We start from the raw sequence: 18,673 nt of genomic DNA on the forward strand, positions 1-18,673 counted from the left end.
CAGTTACCGGCGAGTAGCAACCTACCCCCTGACAAAGCGGCACGGGGACGGACTAGACTGCGGCCGACAAGTTTGTGAAGAGGTTCACAAAGGAACGAAGGCCCCAACCGTCCCGGCCTTCGTTCCTAGGACAGGACAGGTCCCCCGTGAGCGAGTCAGGCCCCGCGACACAGCGGGTGGCGGCGGACGCCGACGTTATCGTCGTTGGCGCCGGCCCTGCCGGGTCGACGACTGCGTACTATCTGGCGCAGTCCGGCCTGTCGGTCCTGTTGCTGGAGAAGACCAGGTTCCCGCGCGAGAAGGTGTGCGGGGACGGTCTCACCCCGCGCGCGGTGAAAGAGCTGCTGGCCATGGGCGTCGACATCGGCGCCCCTGGCTGGGTCAGGAACAAGGGCCTGCGGGTCGTCGGCGGTGGCCGCAGCTTCGAGCTGGACTGGCCCGAGCTGCAGAGCTTCCCGGACTTCGGCCTGGTCAGGACCCGGCAGGACTTCGACCAGATTCTGGCCGACAACGCGGTCAAGGGCGGCGTGACCCTGCTGGAGGGCGTCAACGTCGCCGGTCCCGTGCTGGACGAGCGCAGCGGCCACGTGGTCGGCGTGCGCGCCCAGAACGGCGAGGTGTACCGGTCCCGGCTGGTGGTGGCCGCCGACGGCAACTCCACCCGGCTCTCCCTCGCCATGGGCCTGCACAAGCGCGCGGACCGCCCGATGGGCGTGGCCGTCAGGACGTACTACACCAGCCCCCGGCACGACGACGACTACCTGGAGATCTGGCTCGAACTCTGGGACGGCGACCGCCTGCTGCCCGGCTACGGCTGGATCTTCGGAGTGGGCGACGGCACCGCCAACGTCGGGCTCGGCCTGCTCAACACCAGTGAATCTTTCAAGAACATCGACTACCGCGACCTGGTCCGCCGCTGGGTCCGCCACATGCCCCCGGACTGGGGTTTCACCGAGGAGAACCGGACCACGCCGATCCGCGGCGCGGCGCTGCCGATGGCCTTCAACCGGCAGCCGCACTACACCCGTGGCCTGGTCCTGGTCGGCGACTCCGGCGGCATGATCAACCCCTTCAACGGCGAGGGCATCGCGTACGCCATGGAGACCGGCCGGATCGCGGCCGACACCATCGCGACGGCGCTGGCCCGGCCCACCCCCGCCCAGCGCGAGCGCACCCTGCGCGCCTACCCGGGGATACTCAAAGACGCGTACGGCGGATACTTCACCCTCGGTCGCCTGTTCGTGGAGGCGATCGGCAAACCGGGGGTGATGGGCTTCATCACCCGGCATACGCTGCCGCACCCGGGCCTGATGCGGTTCGCCATGAAGTTACTCGCGAACCTCACCGACCCCAGGAGCGGCGACGCATCCGACCGGATCATCAACGCCCTGTCCAAAGTCACTCCGCCGGCATGACTATCGTGAAACTGAACCTGATGATCTCTATCACCGAGAGGACGCCTTAGCGATGGAGCTCTACGCGCCCATCCTGGTGCTCGCGGTCCTCGCGGCGGGATTCGCCGTCTTCTCCGTGAGCATCGCCCCCTTCACCGGGCCCAAGCGGTGGAACCGCGCCAAGCTGGACGCCTACGAGTGCGGCATCGAGCCCACTCCGCAGCCGGTCGGCGGCGGTCGTTTCCCGCTGAAATACATGATCACCGCGATGCTCTTCATCGTCTTCGACATCGAGATCATCTTCCTCTATCCGTGGGCGGTGGCCTTCGACCAGCTCGGCGTCTTCGGGCTGGTGGAGATGGTGCTGTTCATCGTCACCGTGCTCGTGGCGTACGCCTACGTGTGGCGCCGCCGCGGCCTGGATTGGGACTAGATAGCCATGGGTCTTGAAGAGAAACTCCCCAGCGGTTTCGCGCTGACCACGGTCGAGCAGGTGGCCGGGTGGGCGCGCAAGAACTCGGTGTGGCCGGCCACGTTCGGCCTGGCCTGCTGCGCCATCGAGCTGATGTCCACCGGCGGCCCGACCCACGACCTGGCCAGGTTCGGCATGGAACGCGCCTCGGCCTCGCCCCGCCAGGCCGACCTGATGATCGTGGCCGGGCGGCTGTCCCAGAAGATGGCCCCCGTGCTGCGCCAGATCTACGACCAGATGGCCGAGCCCAAGTGGGTCATCTCGATGGGGGTCTGCGCGTCCACTGGCGGAATGTTCAACAACTACGCCATCGTGCAGGGCGTGGATCACGTCGTGCCCGTCGACATCTACCTGCCCGGCTGCCCGCCGCGCCCGGAGATGCTGATCGACGCCATCGTCAAGCTGCACGACAAGATCCAGAACACCAAGTTCGGCGCGCACCGCGAGAAGCAGGTGCAGGAGCTCGAACTCCAGGCGCTGCGGAGCCTGCCGCTGATCGACCAGGGGGTGTGAGATGAGCGACAACCTGCCTGAAGTTCCCCAGGAACCGGTCGCGCGCACCGGCATGTTCGGCGTCTCCGGCACCGGCGACACCTCCGGCTACGGGGGCCTGGTGGTCCGCCGCGCGCCGCAGCTGTCCACCCCCCGCCCGTACGGCGGCTACTTCGACGAACTCGTCGACGCCCTCCCGGAGGGCACGGTCGGGCGCGTGGTCGTCGATCGCGGCGAGCTGACCCTGCACATCGCCAGGGAACGCCTGGTCGAGACCATGAAGAAGCTGCGCGACGACGCGGCGCTGCGGTTCGAGCTCTCGCTCGGCGTCTCCGGCGTGCACTACCCGGAGGAGAGCGGCGCGGAACTGCGCGCGGTCTACCACCTGGCCTCGATCACCCACAACCGCCGGGTCAGGATCGAGGTCTCCGCGCCCGACACCGACCGGCACATCCCGTCCACAGTCTCGGTCTACCCGACCCACGACTGGCACGAGCGCGAGACCTACGACTTCTTTGGCATCATCTTCGACGGGCACCCGGCGCTCACCCGCATCGAGATGCCCGACGACTGGGAGGGCCACCCCCAGCGCAAGGACTACCCGCTCGGCGGCATCCCGGTCGAGTATCGCGGCGCGGAGATCCCGGCGCCCGACCAGAGGAGGTCGTACGCGTGACAACCCATGCAACCGAAGCGGCCGAGGGCAAGGTCTACGACGTCGCCGGCCAGGACTGGGACCAGCTCGTCGACACCGTGCTGGAGTCCGACGAGGAGCGGCTGGTCATCAACATGGGCCCGCAGCACCCGTCCACGCACGGTGTGCTCCGCCTGGTCCTGACGCTGGACGGGGAGACGGTCACCGAGGCCCGCACGGTCATCGGCTACCTGCACACCGGCATCGAGAAGAACATCGAGTTCCGGACCTGGACCCAGGGCGTGACGTTCGTCACCCGGATGGACTACCTGTCCCCGATCTTCAACGAGACCGCGTACTGCCTGGCCGTGGAGAAGCTGCTCGGCATCACCGAGCGCATCCCGGCCAGGGCCGAGGCCATCCGGGTCATGATGATGGAGCTCACCCGGATCTCCTCGCACATGGTCGCGATCGGCACCTTCGGCATGGAGCTGGGCGCGACCACGCCGTTCCTGTTCGGCGTGCGCGAGCGCGAGATGGTGCTGGACGTGATGGAGTACATCACCGGCCTGCGGATGAACATGGCCTACGTCCGCCCCGGCGGGGTCAGCGTGGACCTGCCCGCGGGAGCTCTCGACAAGGTCGGCGAGCTGCTCAAGGTGATGCCGCAGCGGCTCAAGGACATGCGCAAGCTGCTGGACGCCAACCCGGTCTACCTGCGCCGCACCAAGGACGTGGCCTACCTGGACCTGACCGGCTGCATGGCGCTGGGCATCACCGGGCCGATCCTGCGGGCCGCCGGGCTGCCGTGGGACCTGCGCAAGTCGCAGCCGTACTGCGGGTACGAGACCTACGACTTCGACGTGCCGATCGAGCAGTCCTGCGACGTGTACGGCCGCTACCTGGTCCGGGTCGCCGAGATGGAAGAATCGCTCAAGATCATCGAGCAGTGCCTGGAGCGCCTGGCCGGGCCGCTCAAGGCCGGTCCGGTGATGATCGAGGACAAGAAGATCGGCTGGCCCGCGCAGCTGGCGCTGGGCCCCGACGGCCTGGGGAACTCGCCGAACCACATCGCGCACATCATGAGCAGTTCGATGGAAGCGCTGATCCACCACTTCAAGCTGGTGACCGAGGGCTTCCGGGTGCCGGCCGGGCAGGTCTACTCCGCCGTCGAGTCGCCGCGCGGCGAGCTCGGCGCGCACGTGGTCAGCGACGGCGGCACCCGCCCCTACCGCGTGCACTTCCGGGACCCGTCCTTCACCCACCTGCAGGCCGTCCCGGCCATGTGCGAGGGCGGCATGATCGCCGACGTGATCTCGGCGGTCGCTTCGATCGACCCCGTTATGGGAGGTGTGGACCGGTGACCTACTCGCCCGAGGTCCGCGAGCGTCTGGAGACCGACGCCAAGGAGATCATCGGCCGCTACCCGAAGGCGCGGTCGGCGCTGCTGCCGCTGCTGCACCTGGTGCAGGCCGAGGACGGCTACGTCTCCGACGACGGTCACGAGTTCTGCGCGGAGATGCTCGGCCTGTCCAAGGCCGAGGTGGTCGGCGTCTCGACGTTTTACACGATGTACAAGCGCAAGCCGGCCGGGGAGTTCCACGTCGGGGTGTGCATCAACACGCTCTGCGCGGTGATGGGCGGCGACCAGATCTGGTCGGAGCTCACCGAGCACATGGGCATCGGCGCCGACGAGACCACGGCCGACGGCAAGGTCTCGCTGGAGCGGATCGAGTGCAACGCGGCCTGCGACTTCGCGCCGGTGATGATGGTCAACTGGGAGTTCTTCGACAACCAGACCCCGGCGTCGGCCAAGCAGCTGGTGGACGACCTGCGGGACGGCAAGGACATCACGCCGACCCGCGGCCCGAAGAAGCTCTGCTCGTTCAAGGACGCCTCGCGCATCCTCGCCGGGATCCCCGACGGCCTCGCCGGTGACGGCCCCGCGGCCGCCGGTCCGTCGCTGGAGGGCCTGCGGATCGCCAAGGCCAACGGCTGGGAGGCTCCCAAGTGACGACGCTCACCCCGATCCTGACCAAGAACTGGGACCTGCCGAACTCCTTCACCCTGGAGGGGTACGGCGACTACTCGGCGGCCAAGAAGGCGCTGGGCATGGCCCCGGACACGATCATCCAGGCGGTCAAGGACTCCGGCCTGCGGGGTCGTGGCGGCGCGGGCTTCCCCACCGGCATGAAGTGGGGATTTATCCCACAAAATGACGGCAAGCCGCATTACCTGGTGGTGAATGCCGACGAATCTGAGCCGGGGACCTGCAAGGACATCCCGCTCATGATGGCCAACCCGCATGCGCTGGTCGAGGGCATCATCATCACGGCGTACGCGATCCGGGCCAACCACGCGTTCATCTACGTGCGCGGTGAGGTTCTGCACGTGATCCGGCGGTTGCACGCGGCGGTGCGGGAGGCGTACGAGAAGGGGTTCCTGGGGACGGGGATCATGGGGTCCGGGTTCGACCTGGAGCTCGTGGTGCACTCCGGGGCAGGGGCGTACATCTGCGGGGAAGAGACCGCGCTGCTGGACTCGCTGGAAGGGTTCCGCGGCCAGCCCAGGCTCAAGCCGCCGTTCCCGGCGGTGGCGGGTCTCTACGCGGCCCCGACGGTCATCAACAACGTCGAGTCCATCGCCTCGGTGCCGTCCATCATCGCCAACGGCGCGGACTGGTTCGCGGGGATGGGCACCGAGAAGTCCAAGGGCTTCGGCATCTTCTCGCTGAGCGGCCACGTGACCAGACCGGGGCAGTACGAGGCCCCGCTCGGCATCACGCTGCGGGAACTGCTCGACATGGCGGGCGGAATTCGCGAAGGGCACCGGCTCAAGTTCTGGACCCCCGGCGGTTCGTCCACGCCGATCTTCACCGAGGAGCACCTGGACGTGCCGCTCGACTTCGAGTCGGTCGGCGCGAAGGGCTCCATGCTCGGCACCCGGGCGCTGCAGATCTTTGACGAGACGACCTGCGTGCTCCGGGCGACGCTGCGCTGGACCGAGTTCTACGCGCACGAGTCCTGCGGCAAGTGCACCCCCTGCCGGGAGGGCACCTACTGGCTGAAGCAGGTGCTCAAGCGGCTGGAGGCTGGCCAGGGCGGCGAAGAGGATCTCGCTACCATCATCGACATCGCGGACAACATCCTTGGGCGCTCATTTTGCGCGTTGGGTGATGGCGCGACGAGTCCGATTTACTCGTCGGTCAAGTACTTCCGCGATGAATACCTGAAGCACTTCGAGATCGGCGGATGTCCGTTCGATCCCGCACTGTCCACTGTGTGGGGGCCCAAGTGACCATCCAAGCAACACAGCCCGAGCTGGCGGCCGTGGACATGGTGACCCTCACCATCGACGGCTTCCAGGTCAGCGTTCCCAAGGGCACAATGATCATTCGGGCGGCCGAGCTGCTGGGGATCCAGATCCCCCGGTTCTGCGACCATCCGCTGCTCGACCCGGCGGCCAACTGCCGCCAGTGCCTGGTGGACATCACCGACGCGGGCAACGGCCGGGGCTTCCCCAAGCCGCAGCCGTCCTGCGCCATCGAGGTGGCCGAGGGCATGGTCGTGCAGAGCCAGCTCACCTCGCCGGTCGCCGAGAAGGCGCAGCGCGGCGTGATGGAGATGCTGTTGCTCAACCACCCGCTGGACTGCCCGGTCTGCGACAAGGGCGGCGAATGCCCGCTGCAGAACCAGGCCATGTCCAACGGGCAGGGCGAATCCCGCTTCCAGGAGCAGAAGCGCACCTTCCCCAAGCCGATCCCGCTCTCCACCGAGGTGCTGCTGGACCGGGAACGCTGCGTGCAGTGCGCCCGCTGCCTGCGCTTCTCCGACCAGATCGCCGGTGACCCGTTCATCGAGTTCTTCGAGCGCGGCGCCAAGGAGCAGGTCGCGGTCGCCGAGGGCGAGCCGTTCCAGTCCTACTTCTCGGGCAACACCATTCAGATCTGCCCCGTGGGAGCGCTCACCGGCGCGGCCTACCGGTTCCAGTCGCGGCCGTTCGACCTGGTCTCCACGCCGAGCGCGTGCGAGCACTGCGCGTCCGGCTGCTCGCTGCGCACCGACCACCGCCGCGGCAAGGTCACCCGCCGCCTGGCCGGGGAGGACCAGCAGGTCAACGAGGAGTGGAACTGCGACAAGGGCCGGTGGGCGTTCACCTACGCCACCGAGCCGGACCGGCTGCGCACCCCGCTGGTCCGCAACGCCGACGGCGTGCTCGTCCCGGCCTCCTGGCCGGAGGCCCTGTCGGTGGCCGCCGCCGGTCTGGCCGGTCGCCGCGCGGGCGTGCTGGTCGGCGGCCGGGTCACGGTCGAGGACGCGTACGCCTACAGCAAGTTCGCCCGGGTCGCCCTCGGCACCAACGACATCGACTTCCGGGCCAGGCCGCACTCCGCCGAGGAAGCCGAGTTCCTGGCCCACGCGGTGGCCGGGAAGGGCATCGAGATCTCCTACGCCGACCTGGAGAGCGCGCCCGCCGTGCTGCTGGCCGGGTTCGAGCCGGAGGAGGAGTCGCCGATCGTCTTCCTGCGGCTCAGGAAGGCACACGAGAAGAAGGGGCTGCGCGTGTACGCGCTGGCCCCCTTCGCCACGCCCGGCCTGGTCAAGATGGGCGGCACCCTGATCAGGACCGTCCCCGGCGAAGAGGCCGAGGTGATCGGCGAGCTGACCAACAGCGGCGGCACGATCCCCGAAGGCGCGATCATCCTGGCCGGCGAGCGGCTCGCCGGAACCCGGGGCGCGCTGTCGGCGCTGCTCCGGCTGGCCCGCTCGACCAGCGCCAGGATCGCCTGGGTGCCCCGGCGCGCGGGCGAGCGCGGCGCGCTCGAAGCGGGCGCGCTGCCCAACCTGCTGCCGATAGGGCGCCCGGTCGGCGACGCCAACGCCCGCGCCGAGGTGGCCAGGGCCTGGAACGTCACGTCGCTCCCGGAAACCCCTGGACGCGACACCTCCGGCATCCTGCAGGCCGCCCTCGACGAGCAGCTGGACGCGCTGGTCGTCGCGGGCGTCGACCCCGACGACCTGCCCGACCCCGACCTCGCGCTGCGGGCCCTGGAGAACACCCCGTTCATCGTCAGCCTGGAGATCCGGGCCAGCGCGGTCACCGACCGCGCCGACGTGGTGCTCCCGGTGGCCGCGGTCGCCGAGAAGGACGGGACGTTCGTGGACTGGGAGGGGCGCGGGCGCTCCTTCGAGGCCGCCGTCCCCCAGCCCGGCGGGATGAGCGACCTGCGGGCCATCGTCGCGCTGGCCGACCACATGGACGTGCACCTGGCCCTGCCCGACGTCGCCGCGGTCCGCCGCGAGCTGGGCGGGCTCGGCGCCTGGAAGGGCTCCCGCCAGGCCGCGCCGATCGTGACCGGCGGGTCCGGCGCGGTGCCGCAGGCCGGGCAGGCGGTGCTGGCCACCTGGCGGCTGCTGCTCGACGACGGGAAACTCCAGGACGGCGAGCCGTACCTGGCGGGCACCGCCCGCGAGGCGGTCGCGCTGCTGTCGGAGGCCACCGCCGCCGAGATCGGCGCCCAGGACAAGGTCACGGTCAACGGCGTGACGCTGCCGGTGCGCGTCGCCGACCTGCCGGACCGGGTGGTCTGGGTGCCCGCGAACTCGGGCGGTGTCTCGGCCACCCGCGACCTGCGGGCCGCGGCCGGGGACCTCGTCACCCTTAACGTCGTCACCATCATCGGCCAACAGGAGCGGCCATGACCTTCCTAGTAAGCCCGGCGCCGACCAGCCCCGGGCCCACGCTGGCGGACTTCGGCCACGATCCCCTGTGGATCAGCATCATCAAGGCCGTGTTCATCTTCGTCTTCCTCATGCTCGGCGTGCTGTTCGGCGTGTGGACCGAGCGCAAGCTCATCGCGCGCATGCAGCACCGCTACGGCCCCAACCGGGCGGGCAAGTTCGGCCTGCTGCAGTCCGTCGCCGACGGCCTGAAGATGGGGCTGAAGGAAGACATCATGCCGCGCAAGGTCGACAAGCTGCTCTACTTCCTGGCCCCGGTGATCATCGCGGTGCCGGCCTTCCTGGCGTTCTCCGTCATCCCGTTCGGTCCGGTCGTGTCCATGTTCGGGGAGAAGACGCCGCTGCAGCTGACCGACCTGCCGGTGGCGGTGCTGCTCATCCTGGCCATGGCCTCGATCGGGGTGTACGGGATCGTGCTCGCCGGGTGGGCGTCGCGCTCGCCGTACGCGATCCTGGGCGGGTTGCGGTCCAGCGCGCAGGTGGTGTCGTACGAGATCGCGATGGGCCTGTCCTTCGTGGCCGTCTTCCTCTACGCGGGCACGCTCTCCACCTCGGAGATCGTCGCCAAGCAGGCCGACGGCAGCACGTTCGACCTCGGCGGCGTCAGCATCCCGCTGCCGTCCTGGTATGCGATCCTGCTGCTCCCGTCCTTCCTGATCTACGCGCTGACCATGCTCGGCGAGACCAACCGGGTCCCGTTCGACCTGCCGGAAGGCGAGGGCGAGCTGGTCGGCGGCTTCCACACCGAGTACTCCTCCTCGCTGAAGTTCGCCATGTTCATGCTGGCCGAATACGTGAACGTGTTCGTCGTCTCCGGCGTCGCGACCACGCTGTTCCTCGGCGGCTGGCGGGCCCCCTGGCCGATCTCGCTGTGGGACGGCGCCAACGTCGGCTGGTGGCCGATGCTCTGGTTCTTCATCAAGATGGTGCTGATCTTCTGCTTCTTCATCTGGGTCCGCGCCTCGCTGCCCCGGGTCCGCTACGACCAGCTGATGCACTTCGGCTGGAAGGTCCTGATCCCGCTGAACCTGGCCTGGATCCTCGCGGTCGCCAGCTTCCGCGCGCTGCGGGTGGACAACAGCCCGCTGGTGATCACGGTGATGGCGGTCGTGGTGGTGGGCGCGATGATCGTCTACTTCCGGTTCGACACCGTGCTGCAGCGGCGGCGCGAGGAGCGGGCCGCGCAGGTGGAAGAGGAGTTCGAGCGCCTCCGCGACCGGCCGGAAGCCGGCGGCTTCCCGGTGCCGGCCCTGGATCTGCCGCATTACCACGGGGCTAATCGCAAGGAGGTCCCCAGTGTCTAAGTTCTTCGACTTCCTGAATCCGGTCAAAGGGTTCGGCGTCACCTTCCATCACGCCTTCAAGAAGCCGATCACGGTCAACTACCCGGAGGAGAAGCGCCCCACGGCGCCCCGCTTCCACGGGCGGCACCAGCTCAACCGCTGGCCGGACGGCCTGGAGAAGTGCATCGGCTGCGAGCTGTGCGCCTGGGCCTGCCCGGCCGACGCCATCTTCGTGGAGGGCGGCGACAACACCGACGAGGAACGCTACTCGCCGGGCGAGCGGTATGGCCGGACCTACCAGATCAACTACCTGCGGTGCATCCTGTGCGGCCTGTGCATCGAGGCGTGCCCGACCCGGGCGCTCACGATGACCAACGAGTACGAGCTGGCCGACACCACCCGCGAGTCGCTCATCTACACCAAGGAGATGCTGCTCGCTCCGCTGATGGCCGGCATGGAGCAGCCGCCGCATCCGATGCGCCTCGGGGAGACCGAAGAGGACTACTACCGGTTGGGACGCGACAATGGGTGAGACGGTCACGTTCTGGGTGCTGGCGGTGGTCTCCGTCGCCGCCGCGCTCGGGCTCGTCTTCAGCCGCAAGGCGGTCTACTCCGCGCTGATGCTCGGCGTGGTGATGCTCTCGCTGGCGGTGCTCTACGCGGTGCAGGACGCGCCGTTCCTGGCGGCGGTGCAGATCATCGTCTACACCGGCGCGGTCATGATGCTGTTCCTGTTCGTGCTCATGCTGGTCGGCGTGGACTCCTCGGACTCGCTGGTGGAGACCCTGCGCGGCCAGCGCTTCTGGGCCTTCATCGCCGGCCTCGGCTTCGCCGCGCTGCTCGCGCTGGGCTTCGGCAACGTGGTCTTCGCCGCGCCGAAGGGCCTGACCGCGGTCAACCAGGTCGGCAACGTGCCCTCCATCGCCGAGTCCATCTTCACGCGGTACGTCTTCGCGTTCGAGGTCACCTCGGCGCTGCTGATCACGGCGGCGCTGGGGGCGATGGTGCTCGCGCACCGGGAGCGCGCCGAGCCGAAGGCCACCCAGAAGGACCTGTCCCGCGCCCGGTTCGCGGCGTTCGGCGAGACCGGCGCCAACCCGGCCCCGCTGCCGGGCCCCGGCACGTACGCCCGGCACAACGCCATCGACATGCCCGCGCTGCTCCCCGACGGCACGATCTCCAAACTGTCGGTCAACCGGCACCTCACGCGGCACACGGAGGAGCCCGAGGCCCCCGTCGCGGAGATCACGGAAGGGGAGAACTCCAAGTGACCACCCATTACCTGGTCCTGTCCGCGCTGCTGTTCGCGATCGGCGGCATCGGCGTGCTCACCCGGCGCAACGCCATCGTGGTCTTCATGTGCGTGGAACTCATGCTCAACGCCTGCAACCTGGCGTTCGTCACCTTCGCCCGCCAGCACGGGAACATCGAGGGCCAGGTCATCGCCTTTTTCGTGATGATCGTGGCGGCCGCCGAGGTCGTCGTGGGGCTGGCCATCATCGTGACGATCTTCCGAACCCGCAGGTCCGCGTCCGTCGACGACGCCAGCCTGCTGAAGCACTAAGAGGTGACCGTGGAACCCGCTGAGATCCTCTCGAACCCGGGCGGTGTGATCGGGGTCGGCTGGCTCATGATCGCGCTGCCGCTGCTCGGGGCCGCGGTCCTGCTGCTGGGCGGTCGCCGTACCAACAAGTTCGGCCACTACTTCGGCGTGCTGATGGTGCTGGCGTCGTTCGTGGTGGCGGTGCTGGCGTTCGTCCAGATCCTGGGGTTCGCGCCCGGGGAGCGCCGCCGCGGCGTGTCCCTGTATGAGTTCATCCCCGGCGTGGCCGACATGGGGCTGCTGATCGACCCGCTGTCGATCTCGTTCGCGTTGCTGATCACCGGGGTCGGCGCGCTGATCCACATTTACTCGATCGGCTACATGTCGCACGACCTGGACCGGCGCAGGTTCTTCGGTTACCTGAACCTGTTCGTGGCGGCCATGCTGCTGCTCGTGCTGGCCGACAACTACGTCGCGCTGTTCGTCGGGTGGGAGGGCGTCGGCCTGGCGTCGTACCTGCTGATCGGGTTCTGGCAGTTCAAGCCGACTGCGGCGACGGCGGCCAAGAAGGCCTTCGTGGTGAACCGGGTCGGCGACTTCGGCCTGCTCATCGCGATCTTCATCATCTTCACCTCGTTCGGTTCCGTCGCCTTCGGCGAGGTCTTCGCCAAGGCCGGTGGGGCCTCGGAGGGCACGCTCACCGCGATCGGGCTGCTGCTCCTGCTCGGCGCGTGCGGCAAGTCGGCTCAGCTGCCCCTGCAGTCCTGGTTGCTGGACGCGATGGAGGGCCCGACTCCGGTCTCCGCCCTCATCCACGCCGCCACCATGGTCACCGCGGGCGTCTACCTGGTGGTCCGCTCCGGCGCGGCCTTCTTCCCGGGCGACGGCACGGCCTCCCTGGTCGTGACCATCGTCGGCGTGGCCACGCTGCTCGCCGGTGCGATCATCGGTACCGCCAAGGACGACATCAAGAAGGCCCTCGCCGGGTCCACGATGTCGCAGATCGGCTACATGATGCTCGCCGCGGGTCTGGGCCCGGTCGGCTACGCCTTCGCCATCGCGCACCTGATCACGCACGGCTTCTTCAAGGCCAACCTGTTCCTCGGCGCCGGCTCGGTCATGCACGGCATGAACGACCAGGTCGACATGCGCAAGTACGGCGGCCTCCGCACCTTCATGCCGATCACCTTCTACACCTTCGTGATCGGCTATCTGGCGATCATCGGGTTCCCGCTGCTGTCCGGCTACTTCACCAAGGACGGCATCATCGAGACCGCGATGGAGCACAACGCGATCCTCGGCTGGCTGGCCGTCGTCGGCGCCGGCATCACCGGCTTCTACATGTCCCGGGTGGTCTTCATGACCTTCTTCGGGGAGCGACGCTGGGACGAGGGCGTCGAGCCGCACGAGTCCCCGGCCGTGATGACCTGGCCGCTGATCCTGCTCGCCATCGGCTCGGCCGGGCTGGGCGCCTTCCTGATCATGGGCAACCGTTTCATGATCTTCCTGGGTCCGGCGGTGGGCCGGCCTGACGAGCTGCCCGCGTTCCACGCGTTCGCCCCGGTCGGCCTGGCCACCCTCGCGTTGGTCGCGGCCGGCGCCGGCTACGCCTGGCTCAAGTACGGCCGCCAGGAGGTCCCCGCCCTCGCCCCGCGCGGCTCGTTCCTCACCACCTTCGCCCGCCGCGACCTGTACGGCGACGCCCTCAACGAGGCGCTGTTCATGCGTCCCGGCCAGTGGCTGACCCGGCTCGCCGTCTGGTTCGACAACCGCGGCGTGGACGGCCTGGTGAACGGCCTGGCGGCGACCATCGGCGGCTCGTCAGGGCGGTTGCGGCGGATCCAGACCGGTTACGTCCGCTCGTACGCGCTGTCCATTTTCGTCGGCGCCGCCATCCTGGCCGGTGCCTGGTTCGTCGTAGGGACCTTGTGATGCCCTGGCTCTCCATATTGATGGGCGTGTCCGCGCTGGGTGCGCTGGGCGTGGCGTTCGTCAAGAACGACAAGCTCGCCAAGCAGGCCACCCTCGCGGTGTCGCTGGTCGTGATGGTGCTCACCATCGTCATGACCGTGCAGTTCAGCCCGAACGGCGACCGCTTCCAGTTCGCCGAGACCTACGACTGGATCCCCGCCTTCGGCGTGCACTACGCGGTCGCCGTGGACGGGGTCGCGCTGGTGCTGATCCTGCTGTCGGCCATCCTGGTGCCGATCGTGGTGCTGGCCTCCTGGCATGACGCCGAGGCGGGCAAGCGGTCGGTCCGGACGTACTTCGCACTGCTGCTGGTGCTGGAAGCGATGATGATCGGCGTCTTCGCGGCGACCGACGTCTTCCTCTTCTACGTGTTCTTCGAAGCCATGCTGATCCCGATGTACTTCATGATCGGGTCGTATGGCGGGGCGCAGCGGTCGTACGCGGCGGTCAAGTTCCTGCTCTACTCGCTGTTCGGCGGCCTGCTGATGCTGGTGGCGGTGATCGCGCTCTACGTGATCGCCGGCAAGGGCACCTTCCTGTTCCCCGAGCTGATCGGCGCGATCACGGACCCGACCACGCAGAAGTGGCTGTTCCTCGGCTTCTTCATCGCCTTCGCGATCAAGGCGCCGCTGTGGCCGTTCCACACCTGGCTCCCCGACGCGGCCGCGCAGGCCCCGGCGGGCGCGGCGGTCCTGCTGGTCGGCGTGCTGGACAAGGTCGGCACCTACGGCATGCTGCGCTTCTGCCTCGAGCTCTTCCCCGAGGCCTCGAAGTGGGCGACTCCGGTCGTGATCGCGCTGGCCGTGATCGGCATCGTGTACGGGGCCATCGTGGCCATCGGGCAGACCGATATCAAGCGGCTCATCGCGTACACCTCGATCTCGCACTTCGGCTTCATCGCGATGGGCGTCTTCGCGATGACCCAGAACGGCGCCGCCGGGTCTGCCCTCTACATGGTCAACCACGGCTTCGCCACCGGCGCGCTGTTCCTCATCGCCGGGTTCCTGATCTACCGGCGCGGTTCGGCGTTCATCTCCGACTACGGCGGCGTGCAGAAGGTCGCGCCCATCCTGGCGGGCACCTTCCTGGTGGCCGGGCTCTCCGGCCTCTCGCTGCCCGGGCTCAGCCCGTTCGTCAGCGAGTTCATGGTGCTGCTGGGCACCTACGAGGTCTACGCCGTGCCGGCCATCATCGGCGCCACCGGCGTGGTGCTGGCCGCGATCTACATCCTGTGGATGTACCAGCGGACCATGAACGGCCCGACCGCGGAGTCCGTCCAGGGCATGGCGGATCTGAACATCAGGGAACGCTGGGTGGTCGGCCCGCTGGTCGCCCTCATCATCGTGCTCGGCTTCTTCCCCAAGCCGCTGCTCGACGTCATCAACCCGTCGGTCAAGGAGACGATCCACAACGTCTCGGTGACCGCCCCGGCCTCGGCCGTCGCCAAGGAGGGCCAGTGAACGCTCCCACTATCGAGTACCTCCAGCTCGCGCCGCTGCTGACCGTCTTCGGCGCGGCCATCCTGGGCGTGCTCGTGGAGGCGTTCGCCCCGCGCTACCTGCGCCGGGCGATGCACATCCCGATCACCCTGCTCTCCCTGGCGGGCGCGTTCGCGCTCGTCATCGTGCAGACGGTCAAGGGCGTGCCGACCGAGCCGTCGGCCATGGGCGCGGTCGCCGTGGACGGCCCCACCCTGTTCATCTGGGGCACCATCCTGGTGCTGGCCTTCGTCAGCCTGCTGCTCCTCAACGACGAGGACCACTTCGTCCCCGCCGCCGCGGCCGTGCCCGGCTCCGCCGAGGAGGAGCGCGCCCTCATCGAGGGCAACGTGCACACCGAGGTCTACCCGCTGGCCCTGTTCGCCATCGGCGGCATGCTCCTGTTCCCGGCCTCGAACGACCTGCTCATCATGTTCGTCGCCCTGGAGGTCATGTCCCTCCCGCTCTACCTGCTCTGCGGCCTGGCCCGCCGTCGCCGCCTCCTGTCCCAGGAGTCGGCGATGAAATACTTCCTGCTCGGCGCCTTCTCCTCGGCCTTCTTCCTGTACGGCACCGCCCTGCTGTACGGCTTCGCCGGCTCGGTCGACCTGGCGAAGATCGGCACCGCGCTCGGCACGGTCGGCGGCCAGGACGCCCTGCTCTACACCGGCGCCGCCCTGCTCGGCGTCGGCCTGCTCTTCAAGATCGGCGCAGCCCCCTTCCAGTCCTGGAAGCCCGACGTCTACCAGGGCGCTCCCACCCCGGTCACCGCCCTGATGGCCTCCGGCACCCTGGTCGCCGCCTTCGGCGCGCTGCTGCGGGTGTTCTGGATCGCCCTGGGCAACCTGGACTGGGACTGGAGCGGGATCATGTGGGGGGTGGCCATCCTGACGATGGTCGCCGGCGCGATCCTGGCCATCACGCAGACCGACATCAAGCGCATGCTGGCCTACTCCTCGATCGCGCACGCCGGCTTCCTGTTGGTGGGTGTGGTCGCCATCACGGCCGACCCCAAGCAGAACGCGCTCGCGCTCAGCGCGATCCTGTTCTACCTGGCCGTCTACGGCATCACCACGATCGGCGCGTTCGCCATCGTGACCATGGTCCGCGACGCGGGCGGTGAGGCCTGGCATCTGTCCCGCTGGGCGGGGCTGGGCAAGCGTTCGCCCAAGCTGGCCGGGCTGTTCGCCTTCTTCCTGCTGGCCTTCGCCGGGATCCCGCTCACCAGCGGCTTCTTCGGCAAGTACGCGGTGTTCCAGGCGGCTGTCTCCGGCGGCGCGCTGCCGCTCGTGGTGGTCGGCGTGGTCTCCTCGGCCATCGCCGCGTTCTTCTACGTCCGGGTCATCGTCCTGATGTTCTTCAGCGACCCCGCCCCCGACGGCCCCTCGGTGGTCCTGCCCTCCTGGGGCACCGCGAGCGTCGTCGGCTTCGCCGCGTTGGCTACCGTAGTGCTGGGGGTCTTCCCGCAGCCTGTCCTTGACCTCGCTCAGTCGGCCGCGGGCTCGTTGTTCGTTCATTAAGGAGCTTTATCCATGGCCGCGCCGCCCGTTGTTGATCTGCCTGTTGTGGACGAGCGGCTGGCCGAGGATCTGGCCACCGGTCTGGCCGCGGTGGAGCGCTTACTGCGGACTTGTGTGGAGAGCGAGGACGCCTTCGTCACGGAGGCGTCCAAGCATCTCATCGAGGCCGGGGGCAAGCGGTTCCGGGCCATGCTGGTGCTGCTCGCCGCCCAGTTCGGCGAACCCGCGTCCGAGGGGGTCGTGCCTGGGGCGGTGGTGATGGAGCTCACCCATCTGGCGACGCTTTATCACGATGACGTGATGGATGAGGCCGCCGTGCGCCGGGGTTCGGCTTCGGCCAACGCACGGTGGAACAACACCGTCGCCATCCTCACCGGGGACTATTTGTTCGCGCAGGCGGCCGACCTCCTCGCCGATCTGGGTCCTGAGGCCGTGCGCATCCAGGCCAGGACCTTCTCCCGGCTGGTTCGCGGCCAGATCAGGGAGACCATCGGCCCGGCTTCCGGCGCCGATCCCATCGCCCATTACCTGAGCGTTCTCGCCGACAAGACCGGCTCCCTGATCGCCACGTCGGGCCGTTTCGGGGCGCTGCTGTCGGGCGCCTCCGAGGATGTCATCACCCGGGTGACCGCCGCCTGCGAGGCCATCGGGGTGGCCTGGCAGCTCGGCGACGACCTGATCGACGTGGCCTCCGACACGCTTGGCTCCGGCAAGACGCCGGGGACCGATTTGCGGGAGGGGATTCGCACCCTGCCTGTGTTGTACGCCCTGGGCTCGACCTCGCCCGCGGAAGCCCGGCTGCGGGCGCTGATCTCCGCTCCCGTGGCCGAGTCCGACGTGGATGAGGCGCTGTTACTGCTGCGCGACAGCGAAGCTCTCAAGCAGGCACGGGCGGAACTGCTGCGCTGGGCGGATCGCGGCAAGTCGGAGCTGGAGGGCTTGCCCGACATCCCGGCTAGAACCGCCCTGATGAACCTGTGCGACTACGTGGTCGAACGCTCCGGCTGACGGGCGGCTTGGCCGTCTCACCGGTCTCCTGGGTTCTCACCGGCGTGGCTGTTTTGTAGGTGGGCAGGTCGCCCAGACCCGGCGTAGGTATGTGACCCCCCACTAGCCGCCGCGTGCTGCCAAGGCCGTTTCCGGGAGGTCCTCTTCGTCGTCGGCCTCGGTTGCGGCACGCGGGGAAGCCAGCCCGTTGCGCAGGCTGTCCCAGGTGAAGACGCACAGCGCCAGCCAGACGACCAGGAATCCCGCCCAGCGGCTGGCGGGCATCGATTCGTGGGCGATCAGCACGCCGAGGAGGAACTGGAGCACGGGCGCGATGTACTGCAGGATGCCGACGATGCTCATCGGGATCCGGATCGCCGCCGCCGTGAACGCCAGCAGCGGCACTGCTGTGATGATGCCTCCCCCCACGAGCAGCAGGGCGTGCCCGGTGCCTTGCGTCCCGAAGGTGTTCTCCTCGCCCAGCAGCGCCAGGTAGGCGAGCGCGGGGACCAGCAGGACCACGGTCTCCACCGTCAGGCTCTCCGCCGCGCCCACGTTGGCGGTCTTCTTCAGCAGGCCGTACAGGCCGAAGGTGAAGGCCAGGGTCAGCGCGATCCAGGGCAGGCGGCCGTACGCCACGGTCAGGATGATCACCGCGAGGCTGCCCAGCCCGACGGCCACCCACTGCCAGCGGCGCAGCCGTTCCCGGAACACGACCACGCCGAACAGGATGTTGACCAGCGGGCTGATGAAGTATCCGAGCGCGCTCTCCACCACATGTCCGGTGTTGACCGCGAAGATGTATGTTCCCCAGTTGCCGGAGATCAGCACGGCCGCCAGGGTGAGCAGGCCCAGCTGGCGTTTCGTCAGTTGCCGGATCCACGTCCAGTGCCGCCGTACCAGAAGGACCGCGACCACCGCCACGAGCGACCACACCATACGATGCGCCAGGATCTCCACCGCCGAGGACGGCTTCAGCAGCGGCCAGTAGAGCGGAAAGAGCCCCCACATGGCATAGGCCGCAACCCCATACCAAAGACCCCGACGTGTTTCAGGCATGTGCCCCAGTTTGACTGCTTACGACCTTTACCACAAATAAGCAAACCTCCTATGACTCTTAAGCACTGCTAACCCATGGAACAAACCGCCGGGTGCCAC

Annotated in this window: 17 protein-coding genes; 16 read left to right on the forward strand and 1 reads right to left on the reverse strand. The window is 68.4% G+C overall.

The annotated features are described in order from the left end of the window. Nucleotides 1-146: 146 nt before the first annotated feature. The 16 genes from ABGB08_RS01465 (at nucleotide 147) to ABGB08_RS01540 (ending at nucleotide 17,536) form a co-directional block, all read left to right on the forward strand. Nucleotides 147-1,415 (forward strand): geranylgeranyl reductase family protein, encoded by a 1,269-nt coding sequence (locus ABGB08_RS01465; protein WP_347585283.1) that lies wholly within the window; start codon nucleotides 147-149, stop codon nucleotides 1,413-1,415. 52 nt (nucleotides 1,416-1,467) lie between these two features. Then, the gene (locus ABGB08_RS01470; protein ID WP_155350670.1) at nucleotides 1,468-1,827 is read left to right on the forward strand and encodes an NADH-quinone oxidoreductase subunit A; all 360 of its coding nucleotides are present in this window, start codon (nucleotides 1,468-1,470) and stop codon (nucleotides 1,825-1,827) included. A 6-nt stretch (nucleotides 1,828-1,833) separates the two neighbouring features. Next, nucleotides 1,834-2,379 (forward strand): NADH-quinone oxidoreductase subunit B family protein, encoded by a 546-nt coding sequence (locus tag ABGB08_RS01475; RefSeq protein WP_347585289.1) that lies wholly within the window; start codon nucleotides 1,834-1,836, stop codon nucleotides 2,377-2,379. A 1-nt stretch (nucleotide 2,380) separates the two neighbouring features. Continuing rightward, entirely contained in the window at nucleotides 2,381-3,034 is a 654-nt protein-coding gene (locus tag ABGB08_RS01480; RefSeq protein WP_347585292.1) for an NADH-quinone oxidoreductase subunit C, read from the forward strand. Then, complete coding sequence (locus ABGB08_RS01485) at nucleotides 3,031-4,356, forward strand: NADH-quinone oxidoreductase subunit D (RefSeq protein WP_155353803.1); 1,326 nt, start codon at nucleotides 3,031-3,033, stop codon at nucleotides 4,354-4,356. The genes ABGB08_RS01480 and ABGB08_RS01485 overlap by 4 nt, the downstream gene beginning before the upstream one ends. Continuing rightward, nucleotides 4,353-5,006, forward strand: a complete 654-nt coding sequence (gene nuoE / locus ABGB08_RS01490) for an NADH-quinone oxidoreductase subunit NuoE (protein ID WP_155353802.1) — start codon at nucleotides 4,353-4,355, stop codon at nucleotides 5,004-5,006. Before ABGB08_RS01485 ends, nuoE begins: the two co-directional genes overlap by 4 nt. Next, entirely contained in the window at nucleotides 5,003-6,289 is a 1,287-nt protein-coding gene (gene nuoF / locus ABGB08_RS01495; RefSeq protein WP_347585298.1) for an NADH-quinone oxidoreductase subunit NuoF, read from the forward strand. Before nuoE ends, nuoF begins: the two co-directional genes overlap by 4 nt. A 38-nt stretch (nucleotides 6,290-6,327) precedes the next feature. Beyond that, entirely contained in the window at nucleotides 6,328-8,694 is a 2,367-nt protein-coding gene (locus ABGB08_RS01500) for an NADH-quinone oxidoreductase subunit G (protein WP_347585818.1), read from the forward strand. Continuing rightward, nucleotides 8,691-10,037, forward strand: coding sequence for an NADH-quinone oxidoreductase subunit NuoH (nuoH, locus tag ABGB08_RS01505; RefSeq protein ID WP_347585301.1), 1,347 nt, complete (start codon nucleotides 8,691-8,693; stop codon nucleotides 10,035-10,037). Before ABGB08_RS01500 ends, nuoH begins: the two co-directional genes overlap by 4 nt. Next, nucleotides 10,030-10,548 carry an NADH-quinone oxidoreductase subunit NuoI gene (nuoI, locus tag ABGB08_RS01510; RefSeq protein ID WP_155353798.1) on the forward strand — a complete coding sequence of 173 codons (519 nt, stop codon included), beginning with the start codon at nucleotides 10,030-10,032 and terminating at the stop codon, nucleotides 10,546-10,548. Before nuoH ends, nuoI begins: the two co-directional genes overlap by 8 nt. Beyond that, nucleotides 10,541-11,287 carry an NADH-quinone oxidoreductase subunit J gene (locus ABGB08_RS01515; RefSeq protein WP_347585306.1) on the forward strand — a complete coding sequence of 249 codons (747 nt, stop codon included), beginning with the start codon at nucleotides 10,541-10,543 and terminating at the stop codon, nucleotides 11,285-11,287. Before nuoI ends, ABGB08_RS01515 begins: the two co-directional genes overlap by 8 nt. Then, nucleotides 11,284-11,580, forward strand: coding sequence for an NADH-quinone oxidoreductase subunit NuoK (nuoK, locus tag ABGB08_RS01520; RefSeq protein ID WP_155350660.1), 297 nt, complete (start codon nucleotides 11,284-11,286; stop codon nucleotides 11,578-11,580). Before ABGB08_RS01515 ends, nuoK begins: the two co-directional genes overlap by 4 nt. Before the next feature lie 66 nt (nucleotides 11,581-11,646). Next, nucleotides 11,647-13,491, forward strand: a complete 1,845-nt coding sequence (nuoL, locus tag ABGB08_RS01525) for an NADH-quinone oxidoreductase subunit L (protein ID WP_347585820.1) — start codon at nucleotides 11,647-11,649, stop codon at nucleotides 13,489-13,491. Continuing rightward, nucleotides 13,491-14,990 carry an NADH-quinone oxidoreductase subunit M gene (locus ABGB08_RS01530; protein WP_347585310.1) on the forward strand — a complete coding sequence of 500 codons (1,500 nt, stop codon included), beginning with the start codon at nucleotides 13,491-13,493 and terminating at the stop codon, nucleotides 14,988-14,990. Before nuoL ends, ABGB08_RS01530 begins: the two co-directional genes overlap by 1 nt. Next, nucleotides 14,987-16,528, forward strand: a complete 1,542-nt coding sequence (gene nuoN, locus ABGB08_RS01535) for an NADH-quinone oxidoreductase subunit NuoN (RefSeq protein WP_347585313.1) — start codon at nucleotides 14,987-14,989, stop codon at nucleotides 16,526-16,528. Before ABGB08_RS01530 ends, nuoN begins: the two co-directional genes overlap by 4 nt. Nucleotides 16,529-16,540: 12 nt before the next feature. Beyond that, nucleotides 16,541-17,536: a polyprenyl synthetase family protein gene (locus ABGB08_RS01540; RefSeq protein WP_347585316.1), complete on the forward strand. Its 996-nt coding sequence runs from the start codon at nucleotides 16,541-16,543 to the stop codon at nucleotides 17,534-17,536. A 102-nt stretch (nucleotides 17,537-17,638) separates the two neighbouring features. Here ABGB08_RS01540 and rarD read toward each other — a convergent pair whose 3' ends face one another. Then, on the reverse strand, nucleotides 17,639-18,574 hold the full coding sequence (gene rarD, locus ABGB08_RS01545) for an EamA family transporter RarD (protein ID WP_347585320.1): 936 nt from the start codon (nucleotides 18,572-18,574) through the stop codon (nucleotides 17,639-17,641). Nucleotides 18,575-18,673 lie beyond the last annotated feature (99 nt).

This window comes from Acrocarpospora sp. B8E8, from assembly GCF_039871605.1.
Taxonomy (GTDB): Bacteria; Actinomycetota; Actinomycetes; order Streptosporangiales; family Streptosporangiaceae; genus Acrocarpospora; species Acrocarpospora macrocephala.